The sequence below is a fragment of the Synechococcus sp. ATX 2A4 genome (genome assembly GCF_024346375.1).
In the GTDB taxonomy this organism is placed as follows: Bacteria; Cyanobacteriota; Cyanobacteriia; order PCC-6307; family Cyanobiaceae; genus MW101C3.
In genome coordinates this window covers 139,565-153,828 of record NZ_JAGQCV010000003.1, presented here as the reverse complement: position 1 = coordinate 153,828, position 14,264 = coordinate 139,565, and the positions used below count along the sequence as shown (strand labels likewise).

The following is a 14,264-nucleotide window of genomic DNA, read 5'->3' as shown; positions in this document are numbered from 1 at the left end:
GGGCAGGTGGATGGGTCAGGCGCACGTGTGGCCGGACGTGCCGGCATGGCTGAGCCGGGGCCTGGCGGATCTCTTTCCGCACGAGGCTGGACCGCTGGCCGGCAGCGGCACCTCCCTGGCCGCGCGGCTGGCGGAAGCTGAGCGCCAGGGCAGGCCCCTGCGCATCAAGCTCGGCATCGATCCCACCGGCTCCGACATCCATCTGGGGCACAGCCTGCTGTTCCGCAAGCTGCGCGCTTTCCAGGACGCCGGCCACACCGCCGTGCTGATCATCGGCGACTTCACCGCCCGGATCGGTGACCCCACGGGCAAGAGCGCCACCCGCGTGCAGCTGAGCGCCGAGGCGGTGGCGGCCCATGCCACCACCTACCTGGAGCAGCTGGGCCAAGGGCAACCGCGGCAGCGGGCCCTGCTCGACTTCGAAACCCCCGGCCGGCTGGAGGTGCGGCGCAACAGTGAGTGGCTGGCGGCGCTCGATCTGCCGCAGGTGATCGAGCTGCTCGGCATCAGCACCGTGGGCCAGATGCTCGCCAAGGACGACTTCTCCAAGCGCTACGGCGGCGGCACGCCGATCGCCCTGCACGAGTTCCTCTATCCCCTGCTGCAGGGCTACGACTCCGTGGCGGTGCGCTCTGACCTGGAGCTGGGCGGCACCGATCAGAAGTTCAATGTGGCGATGGGCCGCGATCTGCAGCGCCATTTCGGCCAGCCGCCGCAGTTCGGCCTGCTGCTGCCGATCCTGCCGGGACTTGATGGCGTGCAGAAGATGAGCAAGAGCCTGGGCAACACCGTGGGGCTCCAGGACGATCCGCTCTCGATGTATTCGAAGCTGGAGAAGGTGCCCGATGCCGCAGTGAACGATTACCTCACCCTGCTCACGGACCTCGACCTTGAGGCACTGCCGGCCAGCCCGCGGGAGCGCCAGAAGGCGATGGCGCTGGAGGTGACCGCCACTCGCCATGGCCACCAGGCGGCCGTGCAGGCCCAGGCCGATGCGGCCGGCCTGGTGGGGGCAGGGCGAAGCGAGGGGCTTGATGGGGAAGATGGCGGCCTGCCCCGCGGCGAAGCCTGCGACGTGCTGGAGGCGTCACTGGCGACGGTGCGCTTTCCCGCCAAGGCGTTTTTCCTGCTAAGCGCCATCGGGATCTGCGCCAGCAGCAGTGAAGGGCGGCGCCAGATCCAGGGCGGCGGCGTGAAGCTTGATGGCGAGAAGCTGAGCGATCCCAACCTGGAATTCAGCAGCCCGGCGGAGCTGGAGGGCAAGGTGCTGCAGCTCGGCAAGAAGACCTTCCGGCGGCTGGTGGCCTGATGGCCAGCACAGAGCGCAACACAGGGGGCGCCACGGCGTTGGCCGATCCTGCGCAGAGGATCATCGTGGCGCTCGACCGCCCCGATGCCGGCAGCGCCCTGGCACTGGCCGCCTCGATTCCCGAGTTGCGCTGGGTGAAGGTGGGCCTGGAGCTGTTCACCGCCGCTGGGCCGGAGGTGGTGCGCGAACTGCGCCGCCGTGGCCTGCGCGTGTTTCTGGATCTGAAGTTCCACGACATCCCCGCCACCATGGCCGGCGCCTGCCGCAGCGCCGCCGCCCTGGGCGCCGAGCTGATCACCGTCCATGCCAGCGCCGGCCGCCAGGCCCTGGCGGCGGCTTTGGCGGCGGCGGAGCAGGGGGCTGCCGCCCAGGGCACCGCGTCGCCCACCCTGCTGGCGGTCACTGTGCTCACCAGCTGGGAGGCGGAGCGCTTCGCCGCCGAGCGGCAGGTGCCGGTGGCAATGGCCGCCCACGTGAGCCACCTGGCGGCGCTGGCGGCCGCCGCCGGGCTGCGCGGCGCCGTGTGCTCACCGCTGGAGGTGGCCGAGCTGCGGGCGCAGCATCCGCTGCCCTTCGCCCTGGTGACCCCGGGCATCCGCCCCGCTGGCGCCGCCATGGGCGACCAGACCCGCGTGCTCACGCCGGCCCAGGCGATCGCCGGCGGCGCCAGCCAGCTGGTGATCGGCCGGCCGATCACGGCGGCACCCGATCCGGCGGCGGCGTTCGCGGCCTGCTGCGCCGAACTGGCTGCTGCTCTCTGAGCCGCTGGGGCGACTCACGCGTACCCCATCAGCTCTCACCAGGCGCCCGTATCGCCAGCCGCTGGTCCTGCCGGCCTGCGGCCCGCAGACAGGTGGGCCGCAGCGGGGGATGCTGCAGGCACGCTCTGCTGACTGACCATGCCCCGCGCCGGGATTCAGCCGGCCCAGCCGGGCCTGCGCTTCCTCCCCGCCCACTTCAGCCCCTGGGTGCACCGGCTCAGCCGCTGGGCGCTGCCGGTGCTGCTGCGGACGCGGGGGATCGTGGACGTACAGGTGGAGGGGGCGGAGCGGCTGGCGCAGCTGTTCGCCGAGCACCAGCAGGGCCGCGCGCGGCTGTTGATCGCCTTTCGCCACCCCACCACCACCGATCCGCTCACCATGGCCCAGCTGGTCTGGGAGGAGGTGCCCCGCGCAGCCCGGGCGGCGCGGCTGCGCCTGCACAGACCGGTGTACAGCCAGTTCCTCTACGACCGCGGCATCCCCCTGTGGGCAGGAGCAGCGGCCGGTTGGATTTTGGGCGCGCTGGGAGGCATCCCGATCCAGCGGGGCAAGCTCGACCGCGTAGCGCTCAAGGCCGCCCGTGACGTGCTGGCCGAGGGCTCTTCCCCCCTGGCGATCGCCCCGGAGGGAGCCACCAACAACCACGGCGAGATGCTTGGCCCCCTGGAGCCAGGGCTGGCCCAGCTGGCCTTCTGGTGCTGCGACGACCTGGCGGCCGCGGGCCGGCAGCAGCGGGTGCTGATCGTGCCGATCGCCCTCAGGTACGTGACGCAGGGCCTCGATTGGCCAGCGGTCGACGCGTTGCTCGATCGCCTCGAAGCCCAGCTTGGCCGGAGCCCAGGCCCAGAAGGCGCAGGCGGCTCCAGGGGGGGCGGCCGCCCCGCGGAAGAGCGGCGCTACCGCCGTTTGATCCAGCTGGGCGAAGGCGTGATCACTGTGATGGAGGACTTCTACCGCCAGGCCCATGGCTTGGAGCTGCCCCCTCTGCCGGCCCCGGCGCCGGGGACGGCCGCCAACGAGCACGGCTTCATCGCCAGGCTTGAACGGATCCGCAATGCGGCGCTGGCGGTGGCGGAAACCCACTTGCAGCTGCTGCGCCCGAAGGGCAGCCTTGGCGAGCGCTGCCGGCGCGTGGAGCAGGCGGGCTGGAGCCGCCTCTACCGCGACGACCTGGAGACGATGACGCCCCTGGAGCGCAGCCTGGCCGACTGGCAGGCCACCGAGGCCCGCCTGGCCATGGACCACATGCGCCTGGTGGAGCACTTCTCCACGCTCAGCGGTTCCTACGTGGCCGAGAAACCCAGCTTCGATCGCTACACCGAGGTGCTTCAGATCCTGTGGCGCGCGATCGCCTGGATCAACGGCACCAGCCACGACAAACCGCCCGATCTGGGCTCCCGGCTGGCCCGGCTGTCGGTGGGGGAGCCGATCGATGTGACTGAACGGCATGGCCGCTACCTCAGCGGCCGCCGTGAGGCAGTGAATGACCTGATGGCCGAGCTGCGCGCCCGCATGCTGGCGGAGCTGGAGGGGGCCGGACCTGGCGCTCAGGCCGCCAGGGCGGGGCTGGGCACCAGTTCGGCGTAGACGCGCTCCAGCGCCTGGATGTTGCGCGTGAGCGTATAGCGCTGCAGTGCCCGCTCCCTGGCACGGCGCCCCAGTTCGGCGGTGAGCACCGGCTGGTCACGCAGCACCGGCAGCAGGGTGCGCAGCTGGGTGGTGACCCCCTGGGTGCTGATCACGATGCCGGCCCCCCCCTCCAGCACCTCGCCATCGGCGCCGGCATCGGTGGCCACGCAGGCGGTGCCGCTGGCCATGGCTTCCAGCAACGACAACGACAACCCCTCCACCAGCGACGGCAGCAGGAACACCTCTGAGGCCTGCAGCAGCGCCACCCGACGCTCCAGCTCGGGTTCGTAGCCCCACCAGAGGATGTCCGGGTCTTCGTGGGCGGCCTGCAGCGATCCCCGCAGTGGCCCATCACCCACGATCACCAACACGCAGCCCGCCGGCCGCACCAACCGCCAGGCGCGCAGCAGGGCCTCCACGTTCTTCTCCGTGGCCAGCCGGCCCATGTACAGAAACGAGCGACGGCCGTCGAAGCGGGCCAGGACCTCATGGCGCAACGCGCTACTGCTGCGCTCGGAACCCATCTGCTCGGAGCCCGCAGGCTTCCACACATCGGTATCGACGCCGTTGGGAATCACCACCAGCCGGTCGTCCTTGACCCCCAGCCGGGAGAGCACCTCGGCCTGGAGCTCGGAGAAGACGATCACGCGGTTGAAGCGGGCCAGGGCCGGGGCATAGACCTGGTAAGTGAGCTGCTGGGTGCCGCCGGCCAGGTTGCGCAGGCCGGCGTCGAAGGCCGGATGGAAGGTGGCCACCAGCGGCACCCCGAGCTGCTGGCAGAGATCGGGCAGCAGGAAGTCGAGCGGCGAGAGGGTGAGGCTGGCGTGTACCAGATCCGGTTTGAGCTGCTCCAACGATTCCCGCAACTCCCGCTGGGCACCAGGTGCGGGGACCGTGTACACCTGTGATTTCAGCAGGTAGGGCAGGGCCACTTCGCTCTCATCGCCCGCCAGGGCGGCGCGGCGAGAGGCGCGCAGGGCCTCCTTGGTGAGCGACAGACCATTGCCGTCGACGCTGGGCGGATCCCAGGGCAGCCCAGGGCCCGTGGCGGGTGTGTCGAAGTGGATGAAGCTGATGCGGTGGCCCCGTTGCCGCAACTGCTCCGTGGTGGTGAGCCCGTAGGTGACGTTGCCGCAGAAGGGTGATTTCTTGCCCAGCCAGGCGATATGCGCCAACTGCTGTCGCCCATTTCTGGCAAAACGCTAGCAGCGCTTCCAGGGGCGCTCCAGCAGGGCCGCCAGCAGGGTGATGCCCGCCAGCACCCAGAGCACGGGCTGCAGCCCGTAGCGGCTCACCACGGTGCCCGCCAGCACGAGCGGCAGGCTCAAGGCGATATTGATCAGGTTGTTCTGCAGGCCGAACACCTTGCCGCGCAGTTCTTCCGGGGTGTCCTCCTGGATGGTGGTCTGGGCGGGAATGGCCAGCAGGGCGGCGCCCACACCCAGCACCACGCACAGGCCGAGCGTGAGCGGCAGGCTGCCCCGCACCTGGCCCAGCAGCACCAGCGCGAAGGCGATCATGCCCAGGCCGGTGGCCGAGAGCAGGCGGCGGGTGAAGCCGCGGCCCAGCTGGGCCACGGCCAGCGCCCCGACAGCCATGCCCAGGCCGCTCATGGCCAGCAGGGTGCCGAACTGGGTGGGGCCGAGCCCCTTGATCGCCGAGGCCAGGCTGATGGCCAGCACGTAGAGCGCCGCCAGGATGCTGTACAGGAGCACCAGGTGCACCAGGGCGTTGCGCACCGTGGAGCGCTCGCGCAGCACCTGAATCCCCTCCAGGATCTCGCCCCACACCGAGGTGCCGCGGTCTTGCCAGGGGGCTTCCACCACGCGGATGCGGGCGATCGACAGTGCCGCCAGCCCATAACAGAGGGGCAACAGCACAAACTCACCGCCCTCGATGCCGACGGAGGCCAACCCATTGCGCAGCAGGCGCAGCACGGGATCGCCGAGCGCGAATCCCACGATCGTGGCGCCCATGCTCGTGGCCTGATACAGCGAGATGGCGGCCAGCAGCAAGGGCCGTGGCACGAGCAGGGGAATGGCCGCCTGCTCCGCGGGCGCAAAGAACTGGGTGAGCACCGACTCGAGGAAGGTCATCGCCACCAGGCCCCAGTAGCCCCAGCTGAGGCCGAGGAAGAAGGGACCGGGGATCAGCAGCAACGGGGCCAGCAACACCAGGGCCGCGCGCAGGGCATTGGAGGCCACCATCACCTTGCGTTTCGGCCAGCGGTCGGCCCACACCCCCGCCACGGTGCCGAGGGCCATGGCGGGGACGGTGTTGGCTACGTAAATCCCCGTGGCCAACAGGGTGATCATCTGGGCGCGGGTCTCGAAATCGAAGCGCAGGCTGGCGGCCGCTTCAGCCAGCAGGGCGTTGGTCTGTGGCGTGTCCGTCACCCAGTACTGGGCGATCAGGAACACCATCAACACGATGTAGAACTTGTCGGCCAGCTGGGAGAAGATCTGGCCCACCCACAGGCGCCGGAAGTCGGGCAGCGCCAGCACCGCCTGCAACCCCTGGCCCCGGCCGCTGCCGGCCTGCTCCTCGGTGCTGCCGGCCTCCGGCGGGGGCGGGGGCGTGGCTCGGGACAATCCGCTCAAGGTTCTATCCGTTCCGCCGCAATGATGGCTCAGGGGATGGTGCCTCCAGCGCATGACCCGGCTCGAAGCAGTCGCGCAGCAGCCGCAGGGCGCGGCAACGGCGTCCGCCGTGCTCCTGGGTCCACAGCTCCACCAGCTGCAGAAGGCGCAGCCACACCGCCAGCGGCCCCATCAGTTCCCCGTCCCGGCGGCGGGGTGGGGCCGGGCGCGTCAGCCGTTGCAGCAGCGCCAGTTCGGAAGCGTTGAGCACGAGCATCGCCCCGGGCACCGCACCGATCAGCAGCCCTTCGCTCGGCACCAGGCTGCAGCGCCACTCCCAGTTGCCGATCGGCGGTTCCAGTGGTTGGCCGCTGCGGCCGCAGCTTTGCAGCGGCAGGCCATAGCCCCCCAGGGCCAGCAGGTGCACGCTGCCCTGCACCGCGATCGCCAGGGCCTCGACGTTCTCCTGCCGCTCGCGCACCACGGTGTCGAGGCGCCCCAGCTGCATCAGCAGATCCTCCAGCACCCCGTGGACGCCATCGCCCGCCGGCACCAGCAGCAGAGCAAGTTCCGCCAGCGCCTGGGCGGCGGCGAGGGTTTCCAGCCGCTCCGCCAGCTGGCTGTAGGTGCGCTGCACCTGCAACTGCCGCACCCGCCGCAGGCCGCGGCCACCGCTCACCTGCAGCTGGAGCAGGGCCAGCGGCACCGCCGCCGCCAGGCTGCTGCGCGGCCGGCGCGCCCCCGGCACCGCCAGCCGCACCAGCCCCTCGGCGTCGGTGAGCAGGGTGAGCAGGCGGTCGTTTTCGCCGAGGGGACCGCTCTTGAGCACGAGCCCCTCCAAGCGCGACTCGCCGCTGCTCATGGGCCGGGGGGTGTGGCGGGTCTGCGCAGCGCCTGCATCAGTGCCACACCACGACTGGTGCCGAGCCGCGTGGCGCCGGCTTCCACCAGCTCGAAGGCCTGCTCCAGCCCTGTGATGCCACCGGAGGCCTTCACCGCCACGCGGCCGCGGGCCAGCTCGCGCAGTTGCTGCACCTGAGCCACGCTCACCGGCGGACCGAAGCCGCTGCCGCTCTTGAGAAAGGCGGCGCCGGCATCGATGGCCGCCTCCACCAGCAGGGCCAGGGCGGGATCGCTCAACCGGCCGGCCTCGAGAATCACCTTCACCGGCAGGCCCAGCTCCACGACCGCGCCGATTTCTTCGTAGACGGCACTGCCGTTGCCGTCGGCGAGGGCGCCGAAATCAGGCACAACGTCGAGTTCGTCGGCGCCGGCGGCCGCGGCGGCTTCCGCCTCGGCCCGTTTGATCGCCGCCGGCACGGCGCCGAAGGGGAAGGCCACCACCCCGATCAACCGCACGCGGCTGGCGCTGCCCAGCCGCTCCCGGCCGCAGGCAAGCCAGCGCGAGGCAAGGCAGACACCGGCGAAGCCGAAGTGGAGGGCTTCGTCGCAGCAGCGATGCACGGCCTCGATCCCATGATGGGGATCGAGGAGGGCGTGATCAATGAGCGGTGCGAGATCGGGGCGTTCGTGGCGCAAGGGGTCAGGAGTCCCGCGGTTGAATCACTCCGAAGCCACCATGATTGCGGCGGTAGAGCACCTGAATCCCTCCGGTTTTCTCATCACGAAACACGTAGAAATCGTGATCGATCAGGTCAAGCTGATGCAGCGCCGCTTCCAGGCTCATCTCCGGCATGGCGAAATACTTGCGCCGCACCGCCGGCACCGGCAGTTCCGGTTCGCGGCCGGCCAGCAGATCGGTCGTGAGACCGGTGGTATCGGCGCCGCCATCTGCGAGAACGTCCGCTTCCTGCACCTCGCTCTGGTGGTGATCGGTGAGGCGCTCCTTGTAGCGGCGCAGCTGGCGGCTGAGTTTTCCCGCCACCATGTCGATGCTGGCGTAGAGGTTTTCGCTGCGTTCCTGGGCGCGAATCACCAGGCCATTGGCGAACACGGTGACCTCCGCTGTCTGCTGGGGAACCCGGGGGTTGCGGGCCACCGAGAGATGGACATCCGCCTCCTTGACCAGCCCCTCGAAATGATTGATCGCCCGGGTCAGTTTGTCTTCCGTGTATTCCCGGATGGCTGGTGTGACGTCGAGATTGCGACCGTGAATCAACAGCTTCATCGAACCGCTCCTTTGGCGATCGGATTCCCCTAACCATAGGAAGGCAGGCGCATGGATCCGCTTCTCGATGCAATCCGTTTTGAACCCCCAGCCCCGGTGGAGTTCACCCAGGCGTGGCGCTGGCAGCAGCAGCTGCGCGAGCGCCTGCTGAACAACCCCGCGGCTCCTGAAGCGCTGCTCCTGCTCCAGCACCCGCCCTGTTACACCCTCGGCCGCGGGGCCAGCACAGCGTTTCTGCGCTTCGATCCCCAGGCTCCCCCCGCACCATTGCATCGCATCGATCGCGGCGGCGAGGTGACCCACCACCTGCCCGGCCAGCTGGTGCTCTACCCCGTGCTCGATCTGCAGCGCCACGGCGCAGATCTGCACTGTTATCTGCGGGCCCTGGAGGGGGTGGTGATCACCGTGCTGGCGGAGCTGGGGCTGGATGGAGAGCGGATTGAGGGGCTCACGGGCGTGTGGCTGGAGGGGCGCAAGCTGGCGGCAATCGGGGTGGGGGCGCGCCGCTGGATCAGCCAGCACGGCCTTGCCTTGAACGTGAACTGCGACCTGACGGGGTTTGAAGCGATCGTGCCCTGCGGCCTGAAGGGGCGGGCCGTGGCGCGGCTGAGCGACTGGTGCCCCGGGATCACCCCCGCCCTGGTGCAACCGCTGCTGAGCCGGGCGTGCGCCGAGGCGTTCGGTCTCACGCTCCGACCACCGCAGCCCACCGAACGGCTCTGGAGGTGTTAGGCCTGGGCCACCATCGGCTGCAAGGCAGTGAAAGCACGGGCGGAAATTTCCTGGTCGGGTGACCGGAAGGACTGTCAGGCACTGGCTGCTCAGGGCGACCTCGGCCCGATCACCGGGCTGGAGCAGATCTGGCCGGAGGTGGCCCAGCGCTACGGCGCGGCGGTGGCGCTGGAGGCCCCCCACACCACCCCGCCCGAGCAGCTCAGCTTCAGCGCTCTCAATGCCGCGATCCTGCAGGCCGCCGCTGCCTTCGCCAGCCTGGGCGTGGCCCCCGGCGATGTGGTGGCCCTGTTCGCCGAGAACTCACCGCGCTGGCTGGTCGCCGACCAGGGGCTGATGCGGGCCGGCGCCGCCGATGCGGTGCGGGGCAGCACGGCGCCGGTCGAGGAGCTGCGCTACATCCTTGAAGATTCCGGCGCGGTGGGGCTGGTGGTGGAGTCGGCGGCGCTGCTCGTGCGCCTGGCCCTGCCGCCCGAGCAGCTCGCCCGGCTGCGTTTCGTGGTGCTGCTTGAGGAGCCGGCAGGCGGGGACGCACTGCCACTGCCCGAGGGGCTTGTCTGCCTCAGCTGGCCCGATTTCCGCGCCCGTGGGGCCGAAGCGGCGCCACCGCCGCTGCCACCGCTGGCACCGGAGCGCCTGGCCACACTGCTTTATACGTCGGGCACCACCGGCCGGCCCAAGGGCGTGCCGCTCAGCCACGCCAACCTGCTGCACCAGTTGCGCACCCTCGGGGTGGCGGTGAATCCCCGCCCCGGCGACCGGGCGCTCAGCGTGCTGCCCATCTGGCACGCCTACGAGCGCACCGCTGAGTACTTCCTCCTGGCGGCCGGCTGCCGCCAGACCTACACCACGCTCAAGCACCTGCGCGGTGATCTGCAGGCGGTCAAGCCGCACTACATGATCAGCGTGCCGCGCCTCTGGGAGGCGCTTCTGGCGGGCTTCGAGGATGCGCTGGCGGCCATGCCCGCCAAGCGCCGCGGCCTGATTGAGAAGGCGCTGGCGGTGAGCCGCTTCCATGGGCTGCAGCGCCGCCGCGCCAGGGGCCTCACCCTGCAGGTGGAGCCACCGCTGGCCCGGCTCACGGCGGCCCTGCTCACGGCGGTGAGCTGGCCGGTGGACGCGTTGGCCGGTGCGCTGCTGTGGCCGAAGGTGCGGCAGCAGCTGTCCGGGGGGGTGCTGCGCACGGCGATCAGCGGCGGCGGTGCCCTTTCCCTGCACGTGGACAGCTTCTTCGAGGCGATCGGCATCGAGCTGTTGGTGGGCTACGGCCTCACCGAAACCAGCCCGGTGCTCGCCTGCCGCCGGCCGTGGCGCAACCGCCGCGGCAGCGCCGGCCAACCCCTGCCGGACACCGCCTTGAAGATCGTCGATCAGGAGAGCGGCGCGCCGCTGGGCTGGGGCGAACGGGGCCGGGTGCTGGCGCGCGGTCCCCAGGTGATGGTCGGCTACTTCAACAAGCCGGAAGCCACCGCCGCCGTGCTCGATGCCGATGGCTGGTTCGACACCGGCGACCTCGGCCATCTGCTGCCCGATGGCTCCCTGGTGCTCACCGGCCGCGCCAAGGACACGATTGTGCTCAGCAGTGGCGAGAACATCGAGCCCGGCCCGCTGGAGGAGGCCCTGGTGGCCCATCCGCTGGTGGAGCAGGTGATGCTGGTGGGGCAGGACCGCCGCCAGCTGGGCGCCCTGGTGGTGCCGCGCGCCGAGCCGCTGGCGGCCTTTGCAGCGGCGGCCGGCCTGCCGGCGCCCGCCGGCGCTGGTGCCGGTGCCGCCTTACAGGCCGATGCCCTGCTGCTGCGTGCCCTCAAAGGCGACTTCAACCGGTTGCTGGCAGCCCGCCCCGGTTCACGCCCCGATGAACGGCTGGCCGGGGTGGCGCTGGTGGAGCCATTCACGATCGACAACGGCCTGCTGACCCAGACGCTCAAGCAGCGGCGCGACCGCATCACCCAGCGGGACCAGACGGCGGTGGAGGCCATCTACGCCGGTTGACCCATGCTCCACCGGCTGACAGCCTGGTGGCTGCTACCAACCCCCCATGTCCGACGGCCAAACGCTGACCATCAAGCGCACCATCACGGTGCGGGCGGTGGTGACACCGCGCTGGAAGGAAGATGCCGAGCGAGAGCTCAGCGGCGCTGTCGCCAACACTGACCAGCAGCTCGCCCAGCTGGAGCAGGAGGGCCAGCAGCTGGTGGATGAGATCCGCCGCCAGAGCATCAATCCGCTCGATCCACGGGTGCAGGAGCAGGTGGGCTCGGTGCAGCAACAGGTGGCGGCCAAGCGCAACGAACTGGAGGAGCAGAAGCGGGCCATGCTCGAGCAGCAGCGCCAGGTGCGCGAGCTGGAGTTCGAGCAGATCGTGGATCAGGGCCAGATCGAAGGCGCCTGCAAGATTGAGGTGGGCGACAACCTGGTGCAGAAGCTCCAGGTGGCGGTGCTGGTGCGCGATGGCGTCGTGGAGGCGATCGAGGGGGGCTGAGCTCCAGGGCGGCGGCTGGGGCGGCAGCGGCGGCGGCGCGCGTAAAATCCCGTCGCCGGCTGCATCGGAACCAGGACTTTGGCAACCTACGAAATCTTCATGCCCGCCCTGAGCTCCACGATGACGGAGGGCAAGATCGTGGAGTGGCTGAAGCAGCCCGGCGACCGCGTGGAGCGGGGTGAATCGGTCCTGGTCGTGGAGTCCGACAAGGCCGACATGGACGTGGAGGCCTTCCAGGAGGGCTTCCTGGCCGCCGTGCTGATGCAGGCCGGTGGTACGGCGCCGGTGGGCGAAACAATCGGCCTGATCGTGGAGAGCGAAGCGGAGATCGCCGCTGCCCAGGCCGGTGCCCCCAGCGCGCCTGCTGCGGCACCCGCTCCGGCGGCCGCCCCAGCCCCGCCCTCACCTGTTGCCGCACCGGCGGCGCCAGCGGCGGTTCCCGCCGCCAGCCTGCCTGTGGCAGTGCCGGTGGCGGTGGCTCCGGCAGCGGGCAATGGCCGGGTGGTGGCCACCCCCCGCGCCCGCAAGCTGGCCAGCCAGCTCGGCGTCACGCTGGAAGCCCTCAAGGGCAGCGGCCCCCATGGCCGCATCCAGGCCGAGGACGTGGAGCGGGCCGCTGGCCAGCCAGCCTCGGTGGCCCGGGTGGCGGAAGGCAGTGCCCCCTTCACGGCCGCCGCTTCCGCCTCGGCTCCGGCTGCCGCAGGGGCTCCATCAGGCGCTGCTGCCAACGGCTCGGCCGCTCCCGCCGGCCAGAGCTTCGGCCGCCCGGGAGAAACAGTGGCCTTCACCACCCTGCAGGGGGCGGTGAACCGCAACATGCTCGCCAGCCTCACGGTGCCCTGCTTCCACGTGGGCTACACGATCACCACCGATCGGCTTGATGCCTTCTACAAGCAGGTGAAGAGCAAGGGCGTCACGATGACGGCCCTGCTGGCCAAGGCGGTGGGTGTGGTGCTGGCGCGCCATCCCCAGGTGAATGCGGCAGCGAGCGAGGCCGGCATGGTGTATCCCGCCGCGGTCAACGTGGCGATCGCCGTGGCCATGGACGATGGCGGCCTGGTGACGCCGGTGCTGAAGGAAGCCGACCGCACCGATCTCTACAGCCTGTCGCGCAACTGGGCGGATCTGGTGGCCCGCTCCCGCACCAAGCAACTCAAGCCCGACGAATACAGCACCGGCACCTTCACCCTCTCCAATCTCGGCATGTTCGGGGTGGATCGCTTCGATGCGATCCTGCCGCCCGGCACGGGCGCGATCCTGGCGGTGGCGGCCTCCCGGCCCACGGTGGTGGCCAACGCCGATGGCTCGATCGCCGTCAAGCGGCAGATGCAGGTGAACCTCACCGCCGACCACCGCGTGATCTATGGCGCCCATGGGGCGGCCTTCCTCAAGGATCTGGCCGACCTGATCGAGCACCGGCCCGAAAGCCTGGCGCTCTGAACCGACGGTGTCGAACCCTGCCGCGTCGAACCCTGTCGCCGGCCCGCTGAGCCATCTGGACACGCTGCTCTCCAGCTACAGCTTCGATCTGCCTGAGGAGCGCATTGCCCAGCGCCCGGTGGAACCGCGCCATGCGGCCCGGCTGCTGGCCGTGGAGCCGGCGCCGGCGGCGCCGCGGCATCTAACGGTGTGGGCTTTGGCCGAGGAGCTCGAGCCCGGCGATCTGCTGGTGGTGAACAACACCCGCGTGCTGAAGGCGCGGCTGGCGGCTCGGCGCCGCAGCGGCGGGGCCGTGGAACTGCTGGTGCTGGAACCCCGCGGGGAAGGGCGCTGGTTGTGTCTGGCACGGCCCGCCAAACGCCTCCATCCCGGAGAGGAGCTGGAGCTTGAGCTGCAGGCCGCGGATGGCCCGGCACCGCAGGGCGCTGAGGGCGGACCAGCACGCCGGCCTGGTGTGGAGCCACCGTTGGTGGTGACCGTGCTGGAGGTGGATCAGGCCAGCGGTGGCCGGGTGATCCAGTTCCCGCCCCACTGCGTTGATGCGGCAGCCATCGAGGCGCTGCTCGATCGTTACGGCAGCATGCCCCTGCCGCCCTACATCCACCAGCAGGACAGCAGCGACGACGAGCGCTACCAGACCCGCTACGCCGACAAACCCGGTGCCGTGGCCGCACCGACAGCGGGGCTGCACCTCAGCGACGAGCTGCTGGCGGCTCTGAAGGCCCGCGGGGTGCGCCTCGTGGCGATCACGCTGCATGTGGGGCTGGGCACCTTCCGGCCGGTGGAAACGGAAGATCTCAGCGCGCTTGAACTCCACAGCGAATGGGTGGAGGTGTCCGCGGAGGTGGTGGCGGCGGTGGCGGCCACGCGTGCTGCGGGCGGGCGGGTGATCGCCATGGGCACCACGAGCGTGCGGGCTCTGGAAGGGGCCGCCGCCGCCTCAGCGGATGGGGTGCTGCGGCCCTTTCAAGGGCCGGTGGCCCTGGTGATTCAGCCCGGGTTTCGCTTTCGGGTGGTGGAAGGGTTGATCACCAACTTCCACCTGCCGCAGAGCTCGCTGCTGCTGCTGGTGAGCGCCCTGATCGGGCGCCCGCAGCTGTTGGCGCTCTACGCCACGGCGATCAAGGAGGGCTATCGCTTTTTTTCCTATGGCGATGCCATGTGGATTGCCCCGACAGCCGTGCTGCCGGGGGCGAAGCCCTGA

13 protein-coding genes are annotated in these 14,264 nt (G+C 70.5%); 8 read left to right on the top strand and 5 right to left on the bottom strand.

Annotation, left to right across the window (positions count from 1 at the left end):
- Positions 1–10: 10 nt before the first annotated feature.
- The 3 genes from tyrS to KBY97_RS04020 all read left to right on the top strand — a co-directional run bounded on the left by tyrS (position 11) and on the right by KBY97_RS04020 (position 3,657).
- Entirely contained in the window at positions 11–1,309 is a 1,299-nt protein-coding gene (tyrS, locus tag KBY97_RS04030) for a tyrosine--tRNA ligase (protein WP_255145406.1), read from the top strand.
- Positions 1,309–2,070, top strand: a complete 762-nt coding sequence (gene pyrF, locus KBY97_RS04025) for an orotidine-5'-phosphate decarboxylase (protein WP_255145405.1) — start codon at positions 1,309–1,311, stop codon at positions 2,068–2,070. Before tyrS ends, pyrF begins: the two co-directional genes overlap by 1 nt.
- A 138-nt stretch (positions 2,071–2,208) precedes the next feature.
- A complete protein-coding gene (locus tag KBY97_RS04020) occupies positions 2,209–3,657 on the top strand; it encodes a 1-acyl-sn-glycerol-3-phosphate acyltransferase (protein ID WP_255145404.1) in 1,449 nt (482 codons plus the stop codon).
- Here KBY97_RS04020 and KBY97_RS04015 read toward each other — a convergent pair.
- From KBY97_RS04015 to hpf, 5 genes are read right to left on the bottom strand one after another with little or no spacing between them, the layout of a single operon-like run.
- The gene (locus tag KBY97_RS04015; RefSeq protein ID WP_255145403.1) at positions 3,618–4,874 is read right to left on the bottom strand and encodes a glycosyltransferase family 4 protein; all 1,257 of its coding nucleotides are present in this window, start codon (positions 4,872–4,874) and stop codon (positions 3,618–3,620) included. The two genes, KBY97_RS04020 and KBY97_RS04015, sit on opposite strands and share 40 nt — an antisense overlap.
- A 27-nt stretch (positions 4,875–4,901) precedes the next feature.
- Positions 4,902–6,299, bottom strand: coding sequence for an MFS transporter (locus KBY97_RS04010; protein ID WP_399217227.1), 1,398 nt, complete (start codon positions 6,297–6,299; stop codon positions 4,902–4,904).
- Between the two features lie 4 nt (positions 6,300–6,303).
- A complete protein-coding gene (recO, locus tag KBY97_RS04005) occupies positions 6,304–7,140 on the bottom strand; it encodes a DNA repair protein RecO (RefSeq protein WP_255145402.1) in 837 nt (278 codons plus the stop codon).
- A complete protein-coding gene (deoC, locus tag KBY97_RS04000; RefSeq protein ID WP_255145401.1) occupies positions 7,137–7,817 on the bottom strand; it encodes a deoxyribose-phosphate aldolase in 681 nt (226 codons plus the stop codon). The genes recO and deoC overlap by 4 nt, the downstream gene beginning before the upstream one ends.
- Positions 7,818–7,821: 4 nt before the next feature.
- Entirely contained in the window at positions 7,822–8,406 is a 585-nt protein-coding gene (hpf, locus tag KBY97_RS03995) for a ribosome hibernation-promoting factor, HPF/YfiA family (RefSeq protein ID WP_255145400.1), read from the bottom strand.
- Positions 8,407–8,457: 51 nt separating this feature from the next.
- Between hpf and lipB the strand changes: the two genes are divergently transcribed.
- From lipB to queA, 5 genes are all read left to right on the top strand, one after another.
- Complete coding sequence (gene lipB / locus KBY97_RS03990; RefSeq protein WP_255145399.1) at positions 8,458–9,138, top strand: lipoyl(octanoyl) transferase LipB; 681 nt, start codon at positions 8,458–8,460, stop codon at positions 9,136–9,138.
- 27 nt (positions 9,139–9,165) lie between these two features.
- On the top strand, positions 9,166–11,130 hold the full coding sequence (locus tag KBY97_RS03985) for an AMP-binding protein (RefSeq protein ID WP_255145398.1): 1,965 nt from the start codon (positions 9,166–9,168) through the stop codon (positions 11,128–11,130).
- Positions 11,131–11,176: 46 nt separating this feature from the next.
- A complete protein-coding gene (locus KBY97_RS03980) occupies positions 11,177–11,620 on the top strand; it encodes a YlqD family protein (protein WP_255145397.1) in 444 nt (147 codons plus the stop codon).
- Positions 11,621–11,698: 78 nt separating this feature from the next.
- A complete protein-coding gene (locus tag KBY97_RS03975; RefSeq protein ID WP_255145396.1) occupies positions 11,699–13,060 on the top strand; it encodes a dihydrolipoamide acetyltransferase family protein in 1,362 nt (453 codons plus the stop codon).
- Positions 13,061–13,106: 46 nt separating this feature from the next.
- Complete coding sequence (queA, locus tag KBY97_RS03970; RefSeq protein ID WP_255145491.1) at positions 13,107–14,264, top strand: tRNA preQ1(34) S-adenosylmethionine ribosyltransferase-isomerase QueA; 1,158 nt, start codon at positions 13,107–13,109, stop codon at positions 14,262–14,264.

Coding starts and splice junctions, on each gene's coding strand:
- tyrS (WP_255145406.1), top strand. CDS start 11: ATGGGTCAGGCGCACGTGTGGCCGGACGTGCCGGCATGGCTGAGCCGG.
- pyrF (WP_255145405.1), top strand. CDS start 1,309: ATGGCCAGCACAGAGCGCAACACAGGGGGCGCCACGGCGTTGGCCGAT.
- KBY97_RS04020 (WP_255145404.1), top strand. CDS start 2,209: ATGCCCCGCGCCGGGATTCAGCCGGCCCAGCCGGGCCTGCGCTTCCTC.
- recO (WP_255145402.1), bottom strand. CDS start 7,140: ATGAGCAGCGGCGAGTCGCGCTTGGAGGGGCTCGTGCTCAAGAGCGGT.
- hpf (WP_255145400.1), bottom strand. CDS start 8,406: ATGAAGCTGTTGATTCACGGTCGCAATCTCGACGTCACACCAGCCATC.
- lipB (WP_255145399.1), top strand. CDS start 8,458: ATGGATCCGCTTCTCGATGCAATCCGTTTTGAACCCCCAGCCCCGGTG.
- KBY97_RS03980 (WP_255145397.1), top strand. CDS start 11,177: ATGTCCGACGGCCAAACGCTGACCATCAAGCGCACCATCACGGTGCGG.